A 21,466-nucleotide genomic window follows, 5' to 3' on the forward strand; every position below is an offset into this window, starting at 1 on the left:
TATGGTCGTAACGAGGGATAAAAACTATCATGAACCTGCAGGTAGTAGCCATAAAAAAACGGCGTGAAACTATTCCACACCGTTTTTGTACTGCTTAATATTCATATTGGTACTGATATTAGTATTGGCATTTAAACAGCTATTGTTGAATTAACGACGTAGACCAAGCTGGCTGATAACTGTGGTATAACGACTAAGATCTTTACCTTTTAGGTAGTCAAGCAATTTGCGACGGGTGTTAACCATACGGATAAGACCACGGCGGCTATGATGATCCGCTTTGTGTTCTTTAAAATGGTTTTGCAAATCATTAATACGCGCGCTTAACAAAGCCACTTGTACTTCAGGTGAGCCTGTGTCATTTTCGCCACGTTGATATTGGGCGATGATTTGTTCACGGTCAGCGTTAGTTAGCATAAATTTCTCCGGCAATGCTAAAAGCTCCAAAGTAGCTCAATAAGGTTGAGCCGTTATGGAACAGTAGAATAGTATAAATAAAATAGTCTGCTCGCCATTCAGGACAACCCTGCATTACTAGAGTTGACCTAGTGACCAGCAAACACAATATATTAGCGTGGTGCAATTATAACAAAAAACTACTGAACTAACAGCAATTTTCCATGTTAGTTTTCAGCAGTTTTTTTGACAGTAATGTTGATAATTAATCAATTTACATAAAAGCCTTGAGATATTAGTCCAAAAGGCTTTAAACACTTATTTTGATTTACTAACATCATCCTGCGTAGCATTACCACCAAGTGCATCATCGGCTAATGGTACGGTTGTTGCTTCAGCAACACTATCAGGAATAACCTCTTCACTAGGATTGATATCATCAGCTAACTGTTGTATTTTCTTTTCTTCTTTATCCATATCTTTTTTTGGCTTATCCATGATAGTTCTCCTAGTATGTTTTATTATTAAAATTCAACTTTGATAAAACTTGATACTAAAAATGCCAACCTATTAAATAGTCAGCATTTATAGTGGATAGCTTATAGCAGAAACAAAAGTTAAGACTTACTTATCTTTCTTATTCTCAGCTTCTTCTGCATTCTTAGCGATACGGTCTGCTGCTGCTTCAGTATCTTTTGTATAGTTACTTTCAGTTTGATTCTTCAACGATGCAGTAGCTGCATCAGAACGTTCCTGCTCAAGTTTAGTATCGTTTGGATTAGGGTTTGCCATGGTAATGTCCTTTTTCGTTATAGTTAAGTGATTTGAGTTTAATCATTTAGATTAAACTATTTAAGCAGTTAAAAATTGATAGTATTGAATACAATGTTTATGCAGATAACGCTTTATCGATAGCATCAACAAAATTCTTGATATCATCAGGATTACGAGACGTAATTAGATTACCATCGATCTGTACGGTTTTATCTACAAAATTTGCGCCTGCGTTTTCTAAATCAGTCTGCAATGTATTATACGCAGTCAAAGTTTTACCTTTAGCAATTCCAGTATTAATAAGAATCCAAGGAGCATGACAGATGACAGCTAGTGGTTTTTTTGCATCATTAATAGCGTTGACTATATCATGGGCTTCCTTGTTGCCGCGTATAGTATCAGCATTTACAGTACCACCTGGCACTACTAGAGCATCATAATCAGCTACTTTGGCATCTTTGGCAAAAATATCAGCAATAAAAGTATCACCTTTATTGACATCTTGATTCATACCTTGGACTTCTTTGTCCTTATTAGTAGTAATAAGAATAGTTTTATAACCTTTATTTTTTAGTTGGTTATTAACGTCTTCATATTCTGCTTGTTCAAAGTTGTTGTGTAGTAAAAAAGCGATCGTTTTCATAATATTCCTTATTTTTATAATAGTGTTCGTATTATTACGATGTTTATAATGAAATTTATTATATTTATAATTTATTTTTTATAGATTTCACTAATACTTATAGCCATTTTTATAATTTTTGATTATTCTTTTTATTGCAGCCTTCCTTAGATGATTTAATGAGTATATAAAAAAAGCAGATTTTGCGATAGGCGAAAACTGCAATTAAATGTGACGATATGTGATTAATGTAATATGCTAGTAAGTTGTGCGGAGGTTGAGTTAGCAAATCGGAGTGATGATTCCTATAAAGTGCACTGCTCTATAATTGAATGAGTTTCTTAGGTTGCAGACGCCCATTAAGACTGACTGCACCCAAGCCGATGAACTGACCTTGCTCATCAAGCAGGCGAATATCTACCGGTTGCTCATGTTGTAATAGCAGCGCTGGATCATTTTGACTGTCAGCATCTATATCCTCGGCGACGATTGAAGTGCTAGCTTCAGGCTGCATTGCCTGCAAGGTACTCAAAATATACTCTTGCAAGACAACTGTGAGTTGGCCAAATACATTCAGACGCTGACCTTGGCGCACACGTTCGCATTGTCCATCTGTCAGTATCAGTTCAGCTACAATATCTACGCAAGCATCTACCGGTAATAATTGCGCCATCCGACTATCTGGCGCTTGCTCTTCTAATTCTACCAAGGTAATAGAGTCTCTAAGGCGAAACTCGCCGACTTGCAGACGACGTAAGGCAGTCAAATGACCCAATGTGCCTAATGCTTTGGAAATATCTTCTGCTAAAACACGCACGTAGGTGCCTTTAGTACAGGTGACCGTCAGCTGAAGCTGGCTCTCATCAATCCCGATTAGATCAATAGTCTTAATTACAATGTCTCTGGGCGCACGTTCAATCTCTATTCCAGCACGTGCATATTCATAGAGCTTCTTGCCATCTTTTTTTAAGGCAGAATACATCGGTGGAATTTGCTGCTGAGCGCCTAAAAACCGCTTAGAGAGATTGTTCAACACTACCTCATCAAATACTGGTATAGCCATTTCAGCAGTAATCTGCCCATCGGCATCACCCGTATCCGTCTGAGAGCCGAGTAATATGGTTGCTTGATAGGATTTATCAGCATCAAGCTGATAGTGACTGAACTTGGTCGCCTCCCCTAAACAAATAGGCAGTAGTCCGGTTGCCATAGGATCAAGAGTTCCGGTATGACCGGCCTTTTTACTGTCATGTAAAGGTGATTTAAATAAATATTTAACCTTAGACACTACTTGCTGTGAAGTCATACCTTTAGGTTTATCGATTAAGATAACCCCAGAGACTTTTTGTTTAGCTGCTTGCTTCGCAATAGACATAATAGTTACTTATTCGTCAGTTTGTTTCTGATCTATCTCTTGCTCGTCAGCTTCGTTTTGCTCAGTTTTGGTCACTGCTTGGCTAATCAAATCCATCATATAGTTACCACGAGCAGTAACTTCATCATAATGGAAACGCAGACGCGGGGTGGTACGCGTTTTTAGACTATGGCTAAGCTCAGTACGTAAAAATCCAGCCGCTTTATTGAGCATTTTTACACTTTCTTCATGATTGCTTTTAGTCATGGCATCATTAAGCTCTGGTTCCATAATGGTGACATAAACATCGGCATAGCCCAAGTCAGGACTGACTTTAACACTAGAGATAGTCACAAAACCAGTAAGACGAGGATCGTTCACTTCATCACGAATAAGAACAGCAAGCTCGCGTTGAATCTGATCCGCTAAGCGTTGTAAGCGTTGGTTCATATTATTATCCTGTTTTTTAATAATTATTTAATAGCAATTAAATAATAGTTTTATAGCACTTTAATGACTGTTTAATAAATAGGAACTGCTAACAAATATAGTTTTCAATAAAAGGCCAGCAGGCTTGTTATATATAATAAAAAAAGGCCTAGCAGGATGAACCTGTTAGGCCTAAATACAGCATGATATCAGTCAGCAATGCTAAAGATGCTCAGCTGATTAGGCTTATCGCGTGCTTAGATAGTACGCTCGAACTCTTGAATTTCAAAGACTTCGATTTTATCACCAGCTTCAACATCATAGCCCCGAACGGCAAGACCACATTCCATACCAGTGCGCACTTCATTAACATCTTCTTTATAACGACGTAGTGACTGCAATTGACCGGTAAAGATAACTTGGTCATCACGCAGGACACGGATTGGTTTGTTACGATAAATCGTTCCTTCAACCACCATACAACCGGCAGCCGCACCGAACTTACTAGAGCGGAACACTTCACGGACATCAGCAATACCCAAGATTTTCTCGCGATGTTCAGGCGCAAGCAAACCACTCATTGCTGCTTTTACATCATCGATTAAGCCATAGATTACACTGTAATAACGAATATCCATATCAGCGGCATCTGCTTTACGGCGTGCAGTACTATCAGCACGAACGTTAAAGCCTAGGAGCACAGCTTCGCTAGATTCAGCAAGGGTTACATCGGACTCAGAGATTGGACCGACACCTGAGCTAATAACTCTTACTTTAACTTCATCAGTTGATAGCTCATCTAATGCTGCAAGTAACGCTTCGAGTGAACCACGAACATCAGTTTTTAGGACGATATTCAAGAATGACACATCACCTTGTTCCATCTGTTCAAACATGCTCTCTAAGCGCATTTTGTTCTGACGTTCAAGTTGACGCTCACGCTCACGGTTGGCTCTAAAGTCTGCGACTTCGCGGGCTTTTTTCTCATCAGTCACGACTAAGAATTCACTACCCGCAGCTGGAGTTTCAGGTAACCCTAAAATCTCAACAGGGATAGATGGGCCGGCTGATTGAATACGCTGACCATTTTCATCAATCATAGCGCGGACTTTACCATAATATTCGCCCGCTAATACTAAGTCGCCTTGTTTCAAGGTACCTTTTTTAACCAGTACACTCGCAACAGGACCACGACCTTTCTCAAGCCTTGATTCAATGACTACACCTTGAGCGGCGCCATCTAATGGTGCTTCTAATTCCATTAGCTCTGCTTGCAAGCTAATATATTCTAAAAGCTCATCAATCCCTTCGCCAGTTTTGGCTGAGATACGCGCCATTGGCGTATCGCCGCCCCATTCTTCTGACACGACTTGTTTGGCGGTTAATTCATTCAACACGCGATCTGGATCAGCACTGGGCTTGTCCATTTTATTGATGGCAACGATTAGCGGTGTGCCAGCAGCACGGGCGTGATCAATCGCTTCTTCAGTTTGTGGCATCATGCCATCGTCAGCTGCAACTACCAAGACCACGATATCCGTCGCTTGGGCACCACGTGAACGCATGGCGCTAAAGGCCGCATGACCTGGAGTGTCAAGAAAAGTAATGACACCGCGATTGGTCTTAACATGATACGCACCGATATGCTGAGTAATACCACCGGCCTCGCCTGTGGCGACTTTAGTTTCGCGAATTTTGTCTAATAATGATGTTTTACCATGGTCAACATGACCCATAATAGTAACCACTGGAGGGCGCGCTTGGACATTGCTGCTACGCTCATCAACAGCATCATGCAGATCGTCTTCAACTTTAGTATCACTAACGGGTACTGGATTGTGACCCATCTCTTCTACTATCAGACTGGCTGTCGCTTGGTCAATGGTATCTGACTCAGTAGCCATCTCACCCATTTTCATCAACAATTTAGTGACTTGACGAGCTTTAACGGCCATACGCTGAGCCAGATCTGCTACTGCAATTTGCTCGCTAATCTCGACATCATAAACGATTTTTTCAACAGGTTTTTCAAACTTATGCTGTGATGATTGTGTTGAGCGTAAGCCATTTTTACGGTTTTTAACCTCGCGCTCATCTTGGTTCTTACGGCGACGACCACGGGCACCAGTGCTACTTGCGCCACGCTTAATCTCGCGACGTTCTTTCTCAAACGATTCTTCTAACGCATCACCGACCAAACCTTCGGCTAATGGTTCGTCCTTACGAACTTCAGCAGCAGGCTGATCAGTATACTTACCGGCCATTTTACGCATTTGCTCAAGAGTGCGCTTTTGCGCCTCTTTAGCTTGTGCTTGACGAGTTTCTGTTTCGATTTGACGTAAACGATTTTCTTCTTTTTCACGCACTTCGCGCGCTTTACGCTCGGCTGCGGTTTCAACTTTTGGCTTAGTGGCTGCTACTTTTTTCTTCTCTTTTCCTTTAGTCTTGATCTCAACGGTAGCTTTACCGCCTTTTTTGACCACTACTGAAGAGGTCGACGTTTTCTCATTCTTACCTTCTGAGCTCTTGCCTGAGCCGAGACTGCTACGCATCGCTGCTAAGGTTGCTGCTTGACGTTCTCCAGCTTTCTTCTTAGTGGCCTCACGCTCTTCAGCTTCTTTTGCAGCTCGAGCTCGCGATTCAATCATTGCCTGTTCGCGAGCAGCGAGTTCTTCAGCCATTTTTTCTGGATCAGGCTTCTCGAATACTTTCTTTTTGCGCACTTCAACATTAACGCTCTTCGATTTACCTGAAGAACCGGTCACGCGCGCAGTACTGGTCGTCTTAGATTTTAGGCTAATACGGCGCTTGTCTTGCTGGCCATGACTTTGTTTTAAATACGTCACCAACTTCTCTTGCTCAAGTTCGGTGACTGAGTCATCCTCACTACGAGCAGGCAGCCCAGCATCCACTAATTGCTGTTTTACAGCACTCGGGGTTTTGCCTACCATATCTGCCAGTTCTTTGACGGTCTTATCTGCCATTGATTATCACCTACTGTCTATTGTTTGCTATATGTTCAATTCAATTGTTGGCCACAAATGATTGCGTTAAGGCTGATATCTGCGTCATTTATTAACGTAAAAACAATACCAGCGCTTTTTATCGATAGCATATCACCAAAAGACAGCGATATGCAGTTAACGCCTATTCATTGAACCAAGATTCCCGAGCCTTCATAATGAGCTGTCCTGCTGTTTCAGTATCTAAGCCTTCAATATCTTCTAAATCAAATACTGCTTGCTCAGCTAAATCATCAACGGTAACAATGTCTTTTTGTGCCATTTTATAAGCCCAACTGACCGTCATACCTTCAAGATCTTGCAGCTCTTGAGTCGGCTCTTTCATATTCTGTTGTTTAACCAGCTCGTCTGCAATGACCACTTCTTTTGCGCGTTCTTGAACCATATCGATCGCGTCATCATCTAAACCTTCAATATCATAGAAGGTTTCGACCGGTACATACGCCACTTCTTCAACACTGGTAAAACCGATATCTACTAGCGCTTGAGCTAAATCGCGATCTACTTCTAAGCGTTCATAAAATAAATCAATGAACCCTTTGGTCTCATTGGCTTGACGCTGTTGATACTCTTCCTCAAGCATCATATTAAGCTTATAGCCTGTCAGCTCAGAAGCCAAGCGTACGTTTTGACCTTGTGAGCCAATAGCACGAGCCAGCTGATCGTTAGTGCTAAATACAATATCTGCCGTTTGAGTATCTTCATCTAAAATGATACTGCTGACGTCCGCAGGCTCAAGAGAGCTAATAATGAATTGGGCAGGATCATCGGACCAAACCACTACATCAATACGCTCGCCATCAAGCTCTTGCTGTACCGCTTGGATACGCGTACCACGCATACCAATACAAGCGCCCACAGGATCAATGCGATGATCGTTGGTTTTAACTGCTATTTTAGCACGAGTACCCGGCAAGCGAGCAACGTTACGAATTTCAATAATCTGCTCAGCAATCTCAGGCACTTCTTTCTGCATGAGTGCTGAAAGCATCTCAGGATGAGTACGTGATAGCAATAACTGTGCACCGCGATTTTCGCGATTGACATGATATAAAATGGCGTTGATACGTGATTTTACGCGCAGCTGCTCACGTGGGAGCATCTGGTCACGTGACAGATAGCCTTCCGCATTATCACCTAAATCAATAATATAACCATCGCGGGTCTGTTTCTTCACTTCACCATACATCATCTCACCAACACGCGACTCGAAAGCATCTGCCACTAGAGCGCGCTCAGCTTCACGAATTTTTTGGATAATGACCTGCTTAGCTTGGGTGGCAGCAATACGACCAAATTCAATAGACTCAATCTGCTCTTCTTTAATATCCCCAATTGACCATTCTTCTTGGTCAAGATCCGTGATAGCAAGCTGACAGGCTGGCATTTCATGGTCTTCGTCGGCCACAACTGTCCAATAACGATAAGTATCATAGTCACCAGTCTCACGATTAATCGCGACCCGTACCTCAACTTCTGGCTGTTCGGTGTATACTTTTTTCTTGGTCGAAACCACTAAAGCGTCTTCTATAGCCTCAAAGATGTCTTCAGGATTTAAGCCTTTCTCATTACTTACGGTCTCTACTACCGTTAAAATTTCACGACTCATGCTATACCTGTCCTATACTTGCTTAAATTTTATAATTTGTGTATTGACGTTATGTTGCTACTGTAAGCCATACGCTATTTAAAGATTCGACATTCTATCTCTGATGCTAAGTATTCTTATCACTTATATAGTGCTTATTTATTCTATGTTCTTTGCGTAATACTTAGTATTTTACTGACCGATTGTTTCAATAATTAATTTATATCTCTGATTAATTTATATCTCTGATTAATTAAGCATCTTCATAAATTAAGTTGGCTTTATCAATATTACTTAAAGCAATCTCGAACTGCTCACCATCGATGGCTGTCAGCTTTAACATCGTGCCATCTATACTATCTAGGCTACCGGTGGCTTTACGGCGTTTTTTATCGCCTTGTCCTATCGCTTGTATCAAGCGTAGGCTCACTGTTTGTCCGATATAATCATGCATTTGCTCATCGGAAAAAAATGCCCGATCAAACCCAGGTGATGACACTTCTAATATATACTCACCAGCAATGGGGTCAAGCACTTCAAGTATACCGCTGACTTGATGGTTGACTGCTGCACAGTTTTCGATCGTCACATGCTTATCTTGTGCCAGCTCTTCCGGCAACGATTCAATATAGATACGCAATAAAGAGCGCTGCCCTTGTGGTACAAATTCCACACCCCATAGTGCTACATCACAAGCGGCAACAGCTGGGGCGATAATACTGGTCAATTCTGCGACTTTGGTCGAAAGTTTCATAATCTGTTTATAGCTTCCTATTCACTTGTATGTGGAGCTGAGTGAATTATATAATGGGTTGATATGTATTTTTAAAGGGTTACTTAACACTATTTTTAATACTGACTAACCACACTGTTATTATTTATGCTTTTATAATTAATAAAGCACTTTTATTATGGTAGTTACCTATTACAGCTATAGTGGCTATGAATAGGAGCAATATTAAATAGTAGTAATATCGTTATCAACAAAGCAGCTGTCAAAAAATAGATTTCTATAAAATAGCATTTACGACAGTAATACTATAAAGATAACTGCTATAAATTAGAGTTATGAAAGTAGCAGTTATTATGAATAATAGTCATAAACAAGTATGAGGTAAATAAAAGGCAGTGTTGCTTACGAGTCATCGCGCAAGTGGCGGGTATCGTACTCTATGGGCATAGAGCTTAGCATAAGTAGAATAGATACCGCGGTAACACTGACTAGCAGATACAAAAAAACCCACAAACATAATAATGGTGGGCTATTTGTCACTGACAAATTTAGTGTAAAAAATATCAGTATAAAAAGTGGTAGCGGGGGCTGGATTTGAACCAACGACCTTCGGGTTATGAGCCCGACGAGCTACCAGACTGCTCCACCCCGCATCAATCTAGAACGCACATTATAGGGAGGTTTTGTAGAAGTGTCAATCTTTATTTCAAATTAATTAAAATTAAAATTGAAGATTTCTTTTCTGTTATAGCCAACTTAATGTCGTGCTGTGTAAAAAAAGTTGGTGCGATTGGGGGGACTTGAACCCCCACAGCTTGCGCCACCACCCCCTCAAGATGGCGTGTCTACCAATTCCACCACAATCGCCTATGCTTACTTACTACTTTAACTTCTTTTACTAATCTGTTGCTCTCGCTGCATTTATACTATGGTGCTATACCATGAGGATGGTACTTATGATAACTGCAGACCGCTTAAACAGGAAAGCATTGTAAGACTAACCTGCTAAAATAGCAAGGGCTGTCAATAAAAAATGCAAACACTGTAATTCAAGGGCTTACGAGAAGTTAAGAGCTAAGCTGTATAAAAAGCTGAGCTACCGTTTATAAACCATACTTAATAAAAGCAGGCTACTGAGGATTTTCGGTCAAAGGACGTGGCGTTTGCGGTGCTGAGACTGGCGCGTCTAGGCGAAACTGATCTTCTGCCTGCTTACGAGCCTGTACTGCCAATGTCATACTGGTCACAAAAAATATGGCGGTCAATACAGCAGTAGCACGAGTCAAGAAGTTGGCGGTGCCTGCAGCGCCAAATACAGTTCCTGAAGAACCCGCACCAAAAGAAGCCCCAGCGTCTGCCCCTTTACCATGCTGTATCAAAATCAAGCCGGTCATGGCAATTGCCACGATAATATGAAGGGCTAATATAAACGTGTACATGGTGTCCTCTTTTGCCGTGTAATGACGACTGATAACGGTTATTAAATCTTTGGGTTAATACATTGACATTAAAGTATAAAGGGATTAAATAAGGCGCATTGTACACGATTGCAAGGTCACTGTTAAACACACTCATCACAATTTATTAGGGCGCTTTTAGTTGTCTAGCTATTTAGCTTAGGTATTTAATGGATTTAGGGTGTGTCATCATTATTTTTATAGCTTAAAGCAGCGGTTGGGGCAAGAACTCTTATTAGCGACACCAGGTATTCGTCCCGCAGATAGCGACTAAGATTCAAAAGCACGATGATCAAAAGTATATTGTTACAGCACAACAAGTGTAGATATAACTTTAAAAAAGTAAAAATCATCACTTTAAAAAACTATTACCTTAAAAAACAATCACTACCACATTAAATCATCTGGAATCACATAGGCCGCATAAGGATCGTCAGTCGCAAAATCCTCATCTGGTTTATCGTTAGATACAACCATAAAACCTTCCAATTTCGTATTTATACGATCTGCCAAAGGACGAGGGAGCAGAGCATAACTTTCCTCCAATCGTGCAATAACCACATGACCAGCCACTATTTGATCATATAGTTTTTGGGTGATATGGATTTTTTTCACTTTAGAGTAATCAACAAACTGATAGTCTACATCACCCTGTGTATCAGTAATCTGATGCTGCTTAATCATTTGAATAACATTAGCTTTTAGCATTTTCTGTTCTAAAGCTTCTTGTTTTTCCTGATTAAGCTTTAGATCCTTTTTCGTTTTTTTTGCTTGGGCTTCTGCCAAATCTTTTTTAACTTCAGCTGCTGCTGAATCGCCAGTACGCTTGGCATGTTGAGACTGTTTGCTTAGTTGCTTGGCTTTTTTGCTGTCAACTAATCCAGCTTTCAAAAGTTGAGCCTGTAGGGCATTTTTAGCCATAATCCAATCACCTAAATAATAAAACCTAAAAAATATGGTAGCAAATTTTGCTAGACTGTGTCATCAATTAAGTCAAACGACACCAGATGAATAGCACATTGATTATGACTTGCTAACTTATCATATCGGGTTGCAATAGCACGGTATATTCATCGTCAGAGTCTTCAGATAGAAGGCCGAAGACATGCCGTCTTGTCATGGTATCTAGTTTCATGTTCCTAAATATAGGATCAGTATAGCTTATTCTAAAATACGCTTTCTAATTGCTGACACACTAGACTTTAGCACGACTAAAAGCATCCGCAATCGCCAAAAAGCTGTCAGCCTTCAACGCTGCACCGCCGACCAAGGCACCATCTATCATAGGGCTCGCGGCAAAGTTATCTGCGTTATCCGCATTAACACTACCGCCATATAATACGCTAATATTCGAGAGCGGCTTAGCAAAACTGGCAACAGTCTGCTTAATATATTCATGAGTGGCACTGACGTCAGTCACAGTAGGCACTTTGCCGGTACCGATTGCCCATACGGGTTCATAAGCAATGATTAAGCGGGCCGCTAGCTTCTGCGCAAACTCAGGTTCTTGGTTTGGTTGCTGAGCCAGTAACTCTTTTATCACCGCCAGTTGCTCTCCTAATACCTCAAGGGTTTGCTTATCATCATACTGCACTTGGGTTTCGCCCACACACAGCACAACGCCTAAATCTTGCGTGAGTGCATTATTGAGTTTTTGCACGAGAGTTTCATGAGATTCTTGATGATATTGCCTGCGCTCAGAGTGTCCTAATAGCGTCCACGACGCGCCAGCGTCTGCCACTTGCTGGGCGGAGCAGTCTCCAGTATACGCACCGGTGCTAGGACTATGAGCGCTGATATCTTGCGCAGCGCACAACATTGGCGATCCTTGCAGACTCGCGCTGACAGATGCTAAATGAATACAGCTGGGTGCGACCATTAATCGGCAAGCAGGTGTGTTATGTTTATTAACAGCATTTTTATCAACAGCAGCGTTGTCCATGTTAATAGCAGTTAACAAACTATCGATTAGCATATTAACGTCGTGGTTCGTTGCTGGATTTTGCTTCCAATTTCCAATTACCCAAGCTTGCATTATTTATCTACCTTGTGTCGTTTGTCATGGCCAGTGCGGCTGATATGCGCGTCAGTATAACAAATATTTTACAAGTGCTATAGTATAGGCTCTGTTCAATCATGGCTTCGACAATATCTAATCTTTGCTGTTTATAAACCATCCAACCTGTTGGCAATGACATGGTTGCGTCTTGAACCATTTAAATCATTTTTTTAACTCTTTCTTTATTAAAAGGCTATTAGTCACGATTTAGTAACCTCAATTGTCACGTTTCTTGCATATATGTCAGAAAGTAGTTTCAGCATGTTTATTGTTTTTTTGTATATCCAGCATTAAGGAGAGGGCTTTATGTCTACCACAATCATTAAGTTTGGTAGTCTAGCGCAGCAACTGATTAGCGAAGGCGTCATTAATGAAGCACATATGAAAACGGCGCAGACTGAATCGCAGCAGCAGCAAATCGGACTGGTGACGTATCTGATAGACAATAAAATGGCTGATGCCTACTCCTTAGCTCAACTACTGTCGCAGTCATTCGATGCTCCGTTCTTTGATCTCAATGTGCTGAATAACGATGTCACACCCAAAGACTTAGTTGATGAAAAGATCATCCGTAAGTTTAATGCCTTGCCGATATTTAAGCGTGGGCAGCACCTATTTGTGGCGCTCAGTGACCCCACACGCATTGATGCTATTGATGCCATTGCCTTTAACTCAAGACTGTCTGTCGACACGGTGGTGGTCGAAGAAGATAAGCTTAAAAAGCATATTGATAGCATTTATGCTGATACTATGCAAAATTTTGGTGGTTTTGCTGATAGTGATTTAAATGTCGACTTTGAAGATAGCGAAGATGATGAGGGCGAAACCAAACTTAACGACAGCGTTGATGAAGCGCCGGTGGTGAAGTTTGTCAATAAAATGCTGGTGGAAGCCATTCGTATGGATGCCTCCGACTTGCATTTTGAGCCCTATGAAAAGTCCTATCGCGTACGCTTTCGAGTCGATGGGGTGATGCAAAAAATGGCAAATCCACCGGTACAACTTGCTGGTAAAATCGCCGCACGCCTCAAAGTAATGTCACAAATGGACATCTCTGAGCGCCGCGTACCGCAGGATGGCCGTATTAAGCTAAAAGTATCCAAAAATAAAGCCATCGACTTTCGGGTAAGCTGCCTGCCAACCCTATTTGGTGAAAAACTCGTCCTACGTATCTTGGATCCTTCTTCAGCGATGCTAGGTATTGAAGCGTTGGGCTACGAGCCTGATCAAAAAGATATGTTTCTAGAAGCGCTTAATAAACCACAAGGTATGCTCCTGATTACCGGTCCTACCGGCTCGGGTAAAACGGTGTCCCTTTATACGGGGATTAATATTTTAAATACCGGCGAGACCAATATCTCAACCGCCGAAGATCCAGTTGAGATTAACCTTGAAGGCATTAATCAGGTTAACGTTAATCCGAAAGTAGGCCTTACCTTTTCTAACGCTCTCAAATCATTCTTACGTCAAGATCCAGACATTGTGATGGTGGGTGAAATTCGTGACCTTGAGACCGCTGAGATTGCAATTAAAGCAGCACAGACGGGTCACATGGTGCTCTCAACTCTGCATACTAACTCTGCGCCTGAGACCTTAACCCGCCTCCGTAATATGGGCGTGGCGTCATTTAATATTGCCACCTCAGTAAATTTGGTCATTGCCCAAAGGCTGGCACGGCGCTTGTGCAAAAACTGTAAAAAGCCAATTACCGTTCCGCAAAAGAGCTTGCTAGAGCTAGGTTTTAGTGAGGTCGATTTGAATAATCCCGATAATATAATTTATGGGCCTGTTGGCTGTAATGACTGCCGCGACGGCTACAAAGGTCGGGTAGGTATTTATGAGGTGATGAAAATCAGTCCCGACATCTCCCGTATTATTATGGAAGATGGTAATGCGATTGATATTAAAGATGCCGCGCTCAAAAATGGCTTTCGCGATTTACGCCGCTCAGGCATCTTAAAGGTATTACAAGGAGTTACCAGTATCCAAGAGTTGATGCGTGTTACTTCTGAATAGCTAGAAATTCTATAAATGCAATGTACGATAACAGTCTAGACTTAAAATAAAAGCACATAACGGATACTATATTGGGCTAAAATAGTGTTCATTAAAATTTAGCTTAAGACAATGTTAATTTAGAATAACTCTGAATAAACAATTAATTATAAAAAACCCATTAGTAAATATTCGTTAATCAACACTAATTAGATGGTTTATAAAGTTATTACTTATTAATGGTTACGGACCGCATTAAGTAGAAACACCAAGCACAATAGGCAAACTTTGGGGTAGAGACATGGCAAAAGCAAAGACCGACATGCTATTAGACTTTGTCTATGACGGCGTCAATCGGCGTGGTCAAAAAGTGAAAGGTGAAACCACAAGTCGTAGTTTAGAGCTGGCAAAAGCCACGTTACGCAAACAAGGCATCACGGTTAAATCTATTAAGAAAAAGTCTAAGCCACTATATACCTTTAAAAAAGCCATTAAACCAATTGATATTGCTATCTTTTCGCGGCAACTGGCGACCATGATGAAGGCGGGCGTACCGTTAACCCAGTCGTTTGAAATCGTTGCGGATTCGCTAGACAACCCCAGCATGAAAGAGTTGGTCTTACAAATTAAGGGCGATATCGAAGCCGGTGGTACCTTTGCCTCCGCGCTACGTAAGCATCCGCGCTACTTTGACGATCTCTTTTGCTCGCTGGTCGATTCTGGTGAGCAGTCAGGGGCGCTCGAGACTATGTTAGAGCGGGTTGCCACTTATAAAGAAAAAAGTGAGTTACTCAAAGCAAAAATTAAAAAAGCGCTGAAATATCCGATGGCGGTCGTTATCGTGGCAGTCATCGTTACTATGATTTTGCTGATTAAAGTGGTCCCTGTATTTTCTGGACTATTCGAATCTTTCGGAGCCGAACTACCCGCCTTTACCCAAATGGTGGTGGGCATGTCTGAATGGATGCAGTCATGGTGGTTCATTTTGATTATTGCTATTGGTGGCGCTATCGTGGGTTTCTCTGAAGGCAAAAAACGATCTAAGAAATTCCGTGATTTTTTAGATCGGGCGACTTTAAAAGCGCCTATATTTGGCAATATTGCTTACCAAGCCGTTATCGCCCGTTTTGCCCGTACCTTATCCACCACTTTTGCCGCAGGTGTGCCTCTGCTTGATGCGCTAGACTCTACTGCTGGTGCAACCAATAATGTGGTATTTTATAATGCCACTCAACAAATAAAGAACGATGTAGCTACTGGCCAGCAACTACAATTTTCGATGCGTACCACTAACTTATTTCCAAGTTTAGCCATTCAAATGGTGGGTATCGGTGAGGAATCAGGTAGCTTAGAGGAGATGCTTGATAAAGTAGCCGTCTATTACGAAAATGAAGTCGATAATGCCGTTGACGGCCTGACCAGTCTAATGGAGCCACTGATTATGGCAGTGCTCGGGGTATTGGTTGGCGGTTTGGTCATCGCTATGTATTTGCCAATCTTCCAGATGGGCTCAGTGGTAGGATAAATGATAATCATAAACAAAGATAATCATAGGGCAGTCACTTGATGCAATTATTACAAGACAATATGGGCGTAGCGCTAGTCGTATTTATCCTATTAGGGCTTTGTGTGGGCAGTTTTTTAAATGTGGTAATCCACCGCATACCCCTAATGATGCACTACGAATGGCGTCAAGAATGCAGCCAATTTTTGGCGCAACAAAGAGATATGCCAGCTGAGCATACAAGGGTACTGACCAGTGTCGTCGATAATGATGTGCCCGTTACTTTGAGCCTACCTGCCTCACGCTGTCCACACTGCGCGCATAAAATAAAATGGTATGAAAATATACCATTAGTCAGTTGGATGCTATTACGTGGACGCTGCTCAGACTGCAAAGCAGCTATTGGTATACGTTATCCTATAGTGGAGTTGGCCACCGCCCTACTCTCAGGCTTAGTGATTTATCATTTTGGGGTTAACGCAACTGGGCTGTCTGCTTTAGTATTAGTGTGGACACTAATAGCACTGACTGGCATTGATTTTGATACCCAGCTGTTACCCGACCGCTTAACTTTTCCTTTAGCAGGGCTGGGCTTGGCAGTTAATTCACAAGGCTGGTTTGTGAGCCCAACCAAATCTATTTGGGGCTTATTACTGGGATTTTTATCGCTGTGGATAGTGGTTAAGGTATTTTACCTTATCACCAAAAAACATGGCATGGGACAAGGCGACTTTAAATTACTGGCGGTATTGGGTGCATGGCTTGGCCCTGTAATGTTGCCGTTAATCATTCTACTATCCTCCCTGCTAGGCTCGATAGTGGGTATTATCTTGATGAAAATACAAGGGGAGAGTAAACCGTTTGCCTTTGGTCCTTATATTGCTATTGCGGGCATTGTTGCCCTATTATACGGCTCCGATATTGTCAACTGGTACTTGGGAATGTACGTTTAGATAGTTATAAATTACAATACAGTAAAGCAATACCCACATTTTTATTGATAGTAGCCGTTAATCTAAGGAATTGTTAATCTAGGCAATAGCGATTGCTTAGATTAACTTTTTTGCTTTTATAAGCTAATTGCTCATATCTATTTATCCCTACAACCCTATTCTACCAGCCAAATAAGTCATTATTATGTCAAAAAATTCTAATACATCGTCTCATCACGCTGTTGCTAGCACCGGCCTGACACATCAGCAAACTAAAGACAAAACCTTAGTCGTAGGATTAACCGGAGGTATTGGCAGTGGCAAGTCTTCTGCTAGTGACTGGTTTGCGATGCAAGGAATCGATATTATCGACGCTGATGTCATTGCTCACGAGGTAGTTGCAAAAGGCAGTGCTACCTTACGCAAAATTCAGAAAAAATTCGGTGATTGGGTCATTAGCCCTGCTGGAAATATGGATCGTGCAGCTGTACGTAGCCATGTCTTTACTCATCCTGAAGCACTGATGGAGCTTGAATCTATCACTCATCCGGCGATACGTGAGGCGGCAAAGGAACAATTAGCGGCAAGCACTTCAGCGTATGTAGTCCTGTCAGCACCACTACTGATTGAAGCAGCAGAAGCAGGATTGGCCAATCTATGTCAGCGCATCTTAGTCATTGATGTGCATGAAGACACCCAGCTGGCGCGTGCCAGCCTACGTGATGAACAAAGCGCGACTAAAATTAAAGCCATTATGGCGAATCAGCTCAGCCGCGAGGTACGTAATGGTCATGCTGATGATGTGATTGTTAATGAAGCTGATTTAGCTGCTCTACATTTGCAGCTACAACCCCTACATCAAACTTATCTTACGCTTGCGCAGCAGCTAAAGTACGCTGCCGATTAACCTCATATAGTGCCATTCCTGTTGCGACACTGACGTTGAGGCTTTGCAAATTGCCATGCTCGTTGCCGGACATTGGAATATAGACCAGCTCATCACAGCTCTCTGTCGTTAGACGGCGCATCCCTTCGCCTTCTGAGCCCATGATAATGGCGGTTTTGCCAGTCAAGTCAGCGGTATGTATTGGTTTAGCATCGGCATTGAGCGCCGTACCAAATACGAATACACCTGCACTTTTAATTTTTGTTAATGCCCGCGCAAGGTTAGTAACGCTAATAATAGGCATCATTTCAGCAGCACCTACTGATACTTTTGCTACCGTAGGAGTCAAACTGGCAGCATGGTGTTTGGGACAAATGACTGCATCCACCCCCATTGCAACGGCAGTTCGCAGGCAGGCACCAAAATTATGCGCATCGGTAATTTGATCTAATACCAGCAATAAACAGTTATCTCGAGTGACAAGCGTATCCAACAGCCCCTCATCGGCAAACCCTAATGGACGTGCATGCAGGACTACTCCTTGATGCTGCGGGCTACCACATAACTGTGTCAGGTTGTCTTTTTGAGTCGGCTGAAGACTCACGCCATTGGCTTGTGCTTGCTTTATAATGGCTTGCACATGGCTGTCCGTTTCGCGTCCTTGTTGCACAAATAAACTAAGTGCATCTAAGGGGCGATACTCAAGTAAGGCCTCAATAGCATGAATGCCATAAAAATAGCTGGGTTTTGCCATAACGTGCCTGCTGTTTGAAAAAGGGGTATCATTTAACGGGATAAAAGGTAGATGACTGCTATCAATAATATGATTACAAGACTAAAAACTAGCACAGTCTTGCGTGTTATTTTGTAGTATATATCTCTACGGTTTTCAGTCCAACTGGTATGTATTAACGCTCTTAACTGACTATCTACATTTTAGATAGGCAGTTGAGCATCTAACACTAACCTTCTAGATGGCAAACATACTGGGCGATTTCTTCGGTGCGTAAACTGAAGCCGCTATTACCTTCGACGACAAATGATTGGCCAGCCCGGTAATAGCTAAATTCTTCATCACCGTTGATTTTGACCTCACACTCACCGCTAATAATCTCAATGCGCTCAGAGGTGTTGGTGCTAAATTGATAGTGCTCCACACTATTATCGCACGGTAAAATAATACCTAAAGTTTTATGGCGGCCATCTTCGAACATAATTGTACGGCTGGAACAACGCCCATCATATGATATCGTGGCCTGAGCATCGACCGTCACGCTGGTAAATTGTGCCGCTGTCATAGTGACTTCCTTATCAAATAATTATTGCTAAACTAAAAAATAAGTGACTGATTAAACTAGTTAATCTAAACTCTCGCCTGATTTTCACCTAACTTCTCCCACGATAAAAAGGCACTGACACCTTATTAAGTAGCGTCATATCGCAGATGGTTGTGCCGTGAGTTATGATTAGGTGAGATTATGCTACCACATTATATCTATAAAGTTTGTTACAGCGCATCTAGGAATCGTACTTAGAACCTATAATTACTGCTATACAACAGGGCTAATCTGCTGTAGTACTAAGGGTAAGCTGCTGTATTTATTAAGTACGATTATTATAAAATAATTGGCAGAATAGCTTAGAATGAAAGCATAAACACCGCTACATTTAACGATGCGGGTAGTCTACTGTTTTAAAGTATTCAATAATGCCTAGAGCCTTTAATAACCCTTATTAGGGTAATAGCCGTTATAATAGTAGCCATTATAGAAAGTGTTAATGATCCAGTTGTGTATTTTCGTTCAGTTTTAAATAGTAGCCTAATTTGTATTTGGACTCATTTAACCTTATATACTGACCAGTACTTCCACCCAATTGACCTTTTTTTAAATCTACTTTCATAAATATTTATAAGATTTATTTGCGGTTAATTGTCCGCCATGAGAGGCTTTGATGCTGTTATCGTTAACCTTATCCCAGTTTGCGCTGATCGCTGAGCATGAGCTAAATGTTGCTGATGGCTTTAATGTGATCACCGGTGAAACGGGCGCAGGCAAGTCTTTACTGTTGGATGCTTTGTCCTTATGTGCTGGTGAGCGCGCAGATAGTGCAATGGTCAGACATGGCGCGGCACATGCGGATATCTATGCTCAATTCGACATCAAAGATAATGCGGTAGTCAATAACTGGTTTGCGGCGCATGAGCGCACTTTAGCAGAACCAGAAGTTCTCATTCGGCGGCAGCTGAGTAGTAGTGGGCGCTCAAAAGCTTGGCTTAACGGACTGCCAGTCAGCCTAGCTGAACTCAAAAGCTTAGGGGCGTTACTGGTGAACATTCATAGCCAACATGCCCAGCAAGCTTTGCTGAAACCACAGTTTGTGGTGCAATGGTTGGATGCAATGGCACAGATAACACCATTAGCGCTACAGACTGCCACTAGTTATCAGCAGTATCAACAGCTCAAACGCCGAGCAGATGACTTGGCTAGCCGCGAAGCCCAACGCCAAGATAGAATGCAGCTATTACAGAGTCAGTTGGCTGATATTGTCCCGCTACTCGCAGTTGACTATCGGGAGATTGAGGCAGAACACGAAGAGTTATCTAATATCGAAGCTTTAATGCAAGAAGCCAGTCATGGTCTGCATCTACTCGATAATGACAGTGATGAGCCCGATGTCATGACCCTTTTGGGACAAGCGATTAAGCTATGCGACCATCAAATAGAAGTCAGTCAAACCTTTGGGCAAGTATCAGAGCAACTGCATTTAGCCCAGCAGCAAATTACCGAAGTGACAGCGCTGTTATCCGATTATGCTGAACAGCAACTGCCTGACCCTGAGCGTCTGCAAGAATTGGATAGTTTAATAAGTCTGGGTCACCGCTTATCACGTAAGCACAGCTTGCCAGCAGGGGATTTGATAAATGAGGCAAAGGGCTGGCAGCAGCAATTAGCGCAGCTAGAGAATGAGCCCAGCAGTGATGCCCTTGCCGCACAAATTGATGAGGCATGGCAGAATTATCTCACACTAACCCAGCAGTTACATGAAGCGCGCTCGCAAGCAGCACCTACAATATGCGAGCAGCTCGTAGCCCAGTTGCAACCGCTGGCGTTACCGAACGCACGCTGCGAATTTGTCTTCAGTAAAAAAGCCGATTCAGCGCATTACAATGCTCAGGGTTGCTACGATATTGACCTGTTATTTAGTGCCAACGTCGGTATGCCGCTGCAGCCGCTATATAAGATTGCCTCAGGCGGTGAGCTGTCACGCATGGCGTTGGTGATGCAAGTATTGCAAGCGACCAGTAGTGATAATAATGCGGCAAAACCTATGCTGGTATTTGATGAAGTCGATGTCGGTATCAGTGGCGGCACTGCGCAAGTGGTCGGTGAGTTATTACGCACCCTCGGGCACACCCAGCAATTATTAGCGATTACCCATCAAGCACAAGTCGCTGCTCAAGCCCACCAGCATATTTTGGTGCAAAAACACCACCATAAGCAGACCCAAAGTGAGATGTTTATTTTGACTGATAGCGCGCAGATCGATGAGCTGGCGCGGATGTCAGGTGGCGTTACCATTACCGAAGTCACTCGCGAGCATGCTCGTAGTTTGCTGACCGATGTAAAAATTTAAATGGTACGCAGACTATAACTGTAACAGACGTCTGTTGCTTTCTTGGTCGATATCGCCATATAGTAATATCTCACCCCT

General features: G+C 42.2%; 19 protein-coding genes and 2 tRNA genes. 5 read left to right on the forward strand and 16 right to left on the reverse strand.

All coding sequences use genetic code 11. The annotated features are described in order from the left end of the window. Positions 1–150: 150 nt before the first annotated feature. The 14 genes from rpsO to tpiA all read right to left on the reverse strand — a co-directional run bounded on the left by rpsO (position 151) and on the right by tpiA (position 12,411). A complete protein-coding gene (gene rpsO, locus JMY06_RS00935; RefSeq protein ID WP_201528718.1) occupies positions 151–417 on the reverse strand; it encodes a 30S ribosomal protein S15 in 267 nt (88 codons plus the stop codon). 297 nt (positions 418–714) lie between these two features. Next, on the reverse strand, positions 715–894 hold the full coding sequence (locus tag JMY06_RS00940) for a hypothetical protein (protein WP_201528720.1): 180 nt from the start codon (positions 892–894) through the stop codon (positions 715–717). 126 nt (positions 895–1,020) lie between these two features. Beyond that, complete coding sequence (locus JMY06_RS00945) at positions 1,021–1,188, reverse strand: hypothetical protein (RefSeq protein WP_201528722.1); 168 nt, start codon at positions 1,186–1,188, stop codon at positions 1,021–1,023. 97 nt (positions 1,189–1,285) lie between these two features. Then, the gene (locus JMY06_RS00950) at positions 1,286–1,813 is read right to left on the reverse strand and encodes a type 1 glutamine amidotransferase domain-containing protein (protein WP_201615567.1); all 528 of its coding nucleotides are present in this window, start codon (positions 1,811–1,813) and stop codon (positions 1,286–1,288) included. Between the two features lie 301 nt (positions 1,814–2,114). Then, complete coding sequence (gene truB / locus JMY06_RS00955; RefSeq protein WP_201615568.1) at positions 2,115–3,167, reverse strand: tRNA pseudouridine(55) synthase TruB; 1,053 nt, start codon at positions 3,165–3,167, stop codon at positions 2,115–2,117. A gap of 9 nt (positions 3,168–3,176) precedes the next feature. Then, positions 3,177–3,596: a ribosome-binding factor A gene (locus JMY06_RS00960; protein ID WP_201615569.1), complete on the reverse strand. Its 420-nt coding sequence runs from the start codon at positions 3,594–3,596 to the stop codon at positions 3,177–3,179. Positions 3,597–3,832: 236 nt separating this feature from the next. Further along, positions 3,833–6,559, reverse strand: coding sequence for a translation initiation factor IF-2 (infB, locus tag JMY06_RS00965; protein ID WP_201615570.1), 2,727 nt, complete (start codon positions 6,557–6,559; stop codon positions 3,833–3,835). A gap of 163 nt (positions 6,560–6,722) precedes the next feature. Beyond that, positions 6,723–8,207, reverse strand: a complete 1,485-nt coding sequence (gene nusA, locus JMY06_RS00970) for a transcription termination factor NusA (protein ID WP_201615571.1) — start codon at positions 8,205–8,207, stop codon at positions 6,723–6,725. 232 nt (positions 8,208–8,439) lie between these two features. After that, on the reverse strand, positions 8,440–8,940 hold the full coding sequence (gene rimP, locus JMY06_RS00975) for a ribosome maturation factor RimP (RefSeq protein ID WP_201615572.1): 501 nt from the start codon (positions 8,938–8,940) through the stop codon (positions 8,440–8,442). 555 nt (positions 8,941–9,495) lie between these two features. Continuing rightward, positions 9,496–9,572: transfer RNA gene (locus tag JMY06_RS00980), tRNA-Met, on the reverse strand. 129 nt (positions 9,573–9,701) lie between these two features. Beyond that, a tRNA-Leu gene (locus JMY06_RS00985) sits at positions 9,702–9,786 on the reverse strand. A gap of 263 nt (positions 9,787–10,049) precedes the next feature. Beyond that, positions 10,050–10,358 (reverse strand): preprotein translocase subunit SecG, encoded by a 309-nt coding sequence (gene secG / locus JMY06_RS00990; RefSeq protein WP_201528736.1) that lies wholly within the window; start codon positions 10,356–10,358, stop codon positions 10,050–10,052. A 405-nt stretch (positions 10,359–10,763) separates the two neighbouring features. Next, entirely contained in the window at positions 10,764–11,297 is a 534-nt protein-coding gene (locus tag JMY06_RS00995) for a DUF2058 domain-containing protein (RefSeq protein ID WP_201615573.1), read from the reverse strand. A gap of 274 nt (positions 11,298–11,571) precedes the next feature. Further along, a complete protein-coding gene (gene tpiA / locus JMY06_RS01000; protein WP_201528740.1) occupies positions 11,572–12,411 on the reverse strand; it encodes a triose-phosphate isomerase in 840 nt (279 codons plus the stop codon). A 330-nt stretch (positions 12,412–12,741) separates the two neighbouring features. Between tpiA and pilB the strand changes: the two genes are divergently transcribed. The 4 genes from pilB to coaE all read left to right on the forward strand — a co-directional run bounded on the left by pilB (position 12,742) and on the right by coaE (position 17,773). Further along, positions 12,742–14,451 carry a type IV-A pilus assembly ATPase PilB gene (gene pilB / locus JMY06_RS01005; RefSeq protein ID WP_201615574.1) on the forward strand — a complete coding sequence of 570 codons (1,710 nt, stop codon included), beginning with the start codon at positions 12,742–12,744 and terminating at the stop codon, positions 14,449–14,451. A 280-nt stretch (positions 14,452–14,731) separates the two neighbouring features. Beyond that, on the forward strand, positions 14,732–15,955 hold the full coding sequence (locus JMY06_RS01010) for a type II secretion system F family protein (RefSeq protein ID WP_201615575.1): 1,224 nt from the start codon (positions 14,732–14,734) through the stop codon (positions 15,953–15,955). A gap of 41 nt (positions 15,956–15,996) precedes the next feature. Next, entirely contained in the window at positions 15,997–16,887 is an 891-nt protein-coding gene (locus JMY06_RS01015; RefSeq protein WP_201615576.1) for a prepilin peptidase, read from the forward strand. A gap of 184 nt (positions 16,888–17,071) precedes the next feature. Next, positions 17,072–17,773 carry a dephospho-CoA kinase gene (gene coaE, locus JMY06_RS01020; RefSeq protein WP_201615577.1) on the forward strand — a complete coding sequence of 234 codons (702 nt, stop codon included), beginning with the start codon at positions 17,072–17,074 and terminating at the stop codon, positions 17,771–17,773. On the opposite strand, the gene rlmB is transcribed toward coaE, so the two are convergent. Both rlmB and JMY06_RS01030 read right to left on the reverse strand, forming a co-directional pair. After that, the gene (gene rlmB / locus JMY06_RS01025) at positions 17,736–18,506 is read right to left on the reverse strand and encodes a 23S rRNA (guanosine(2251)-2'-O)-methyltransferase RlmB (RefSeq protein ID WP_201528751.1); all 771 of its coding nucleotides are present in this window, start codon (positions 18,504–18,506) and stop codon (positions 17,736–17,738) included. The genes coaE and rlmB overlap by 38 nt on opposite strands. Positions 18,507–18,714: 208 nt before the next feature. After that, entirely contained in the window at positions 18,715–19,050 is a 336-nt protein-coding gene (locus JMY06_RS01030; RefSeq protein ID WP_201615578.1) for a pyrimidine/purine nucleoside phosphorylase, read from the reverse strand. 655 nt (positions 19,051–19,705) lie between these two features. On the opposite strand from JMY06_RS01030, the gene recN reads away from it, so the two are divergent. After that, positions 19,706–21,388: a DNA repair protein RecN gene (gene recN, locus JMY06_RS01035; protein WP_201615579.1), complete on the forward strand. Its 1,683-nt coding sequence runs from the start codon at positions 19,706–19,708 to the stop codon at positions 21,386–21,388. Positions 21,389–21,466: the final 78 nt, after the last annotated feature.

The sequence above is a fragment of the Psychrobacter urativorans genome (genome assembly GCF_904846675.1).
In the GTDB taxonomy this organism is placed as follows: domain Bacteria; phylum Pseudomonadota; class Gammaproteobacteria; order Pseudomonadales; family Moraxellaceae; genus Psychrobacter; species Psychrobacter urativorans_B.

Excerpts from the sequence above, each read along its gene's own strand:
- JMY06_RS00940 (WP_201528720.1), bottom strand. The coding sequence starts at position 894 with ATGGATAAGCCAAAAAAAGATATGGATAAAGAAGAAAAGAAAATACAA.
- recN (WP_201615579.1), top strand. The coding sequence starts at position 19,706 with ATGCTGTTATCGTTAACCTTATCCCAGTTTGCGCTGATCGCTGAGCAT.
- coaE (WP_201615577.1), top strand. The coding sequence starts at position 17,072 with ATGTCAAAAAATTCTAATACATCGTCTCATCACGCTGTTGCTAGCACC.
- rlmB (WP_201528751.1), bottom strand. The coding sequence starts at position 18,506 with ATGGCAAAACCCAGCTATTTTTATGGCATTCATGCTATTGAGGCCTTA.
- JMY06_RS00960 (WP_201615569.1), bottom strand. The coding sequence starts at position 3,596 with ATGAACCAACGCTTACAACGCTTAGCGGATCAGATTCAACGCGAGCTT.
- JMY06_RS01030 (WP_201615578.1), bottom strand. The coding sequence starts at position 19,050 with ATGACAGCGGCACAATTTACCAGCGTGACGGTCGATGCTCAGGCCACG.
- JMY06_RS00945 (WP_201528722.1), bottom strand. The coding sequence starts at position 1,188 with ATGGCAAACCCTAATCCAAACGATACTAAACTTGAGCAGGAACGTTCT.
- nusA (WP_201615571.1), bottom strand. The coding sequence starts at position 8,207 with ATGAGTCGTGAAATTTTAACGGTAGTAGAGACCGTAAGTAATGAGAAA.
- rpsO (WP_201528718.1), bottom strand. The coding sequence starts at position 417 with ATGCTAACTAACGCTGACCGTGAACAAATCATCGCCCAATATCAACGT.
- JMY06_RS01015 (WP_201615576.1), top strand. The coding sequence starts at position 15,997 with ATGCAATTATTACAAGACAATATGGGCGTAGCGCTAGTCGTATTTATC.
- secG (WP_201528736.1), bottom strand. The coding sequence starts at position 10,358 with ATGTACACGTTTATATTAGCCCTTCATATTATCGTGGCAATTGCCATG.
- tpiA (WP_201528740.1), bottom strand. The coding sequence starts at position 12,411 with ATGCAAGCTTGGGTAATTGGAAATTGGAAGCAAAATCCAGCAACGAAC.
- truB (WP_201615568.1), bottom strand. The coding sequence starts at position 3,167 with ATGTCTATTGCGAAGCAAGCAGCTAAACAAAAAGTCTCTGGGGTTATC.
- pilB (WP_201615574.1), top strand. The coding sequence starts at position 12,742 with ATGTCTACCACAATCATTAAGTTTGGTAGTCTAGCGCAGCAACTGATT.
- JMY06_RS01010 (WP_201615575.1), top strand. The coding sequence starts at position 14,732 with ATGGCAAAAGCAAAGACCGACATGCTATTAGACTTTGTCTATGACGGC.
- rimP (WP_201615572.1), bottom strand. The coding sequence starts at position 8,940 with ATGAAACTTTCGACCAAAGTCGCAGAATTGACCAGTATTATCGCCCCA.
- infB (WP_201615570.1), bottom strand. The coding sequence starts at position 6,559 with ATGGCAGATAAGACCGTCAAAGAACTGGCAGATATGGTAGGCAAAACC.
- JMY06_RS00950 (WP_201615567.1), bottom strand. The coding sequence starts at position 1,813 with ATGAAAACGATCGCTTTTTTACTACACAACAACTTTGAACAAGCAGAA.
- JMY06_RS00995 (WP_201615573.1), bottom strand. The coding sequence starts at position 11,297 with ATGGCTAAAAATGCCCTACAGGCTCAACTTTTGAAAGCTGGATTAGTT.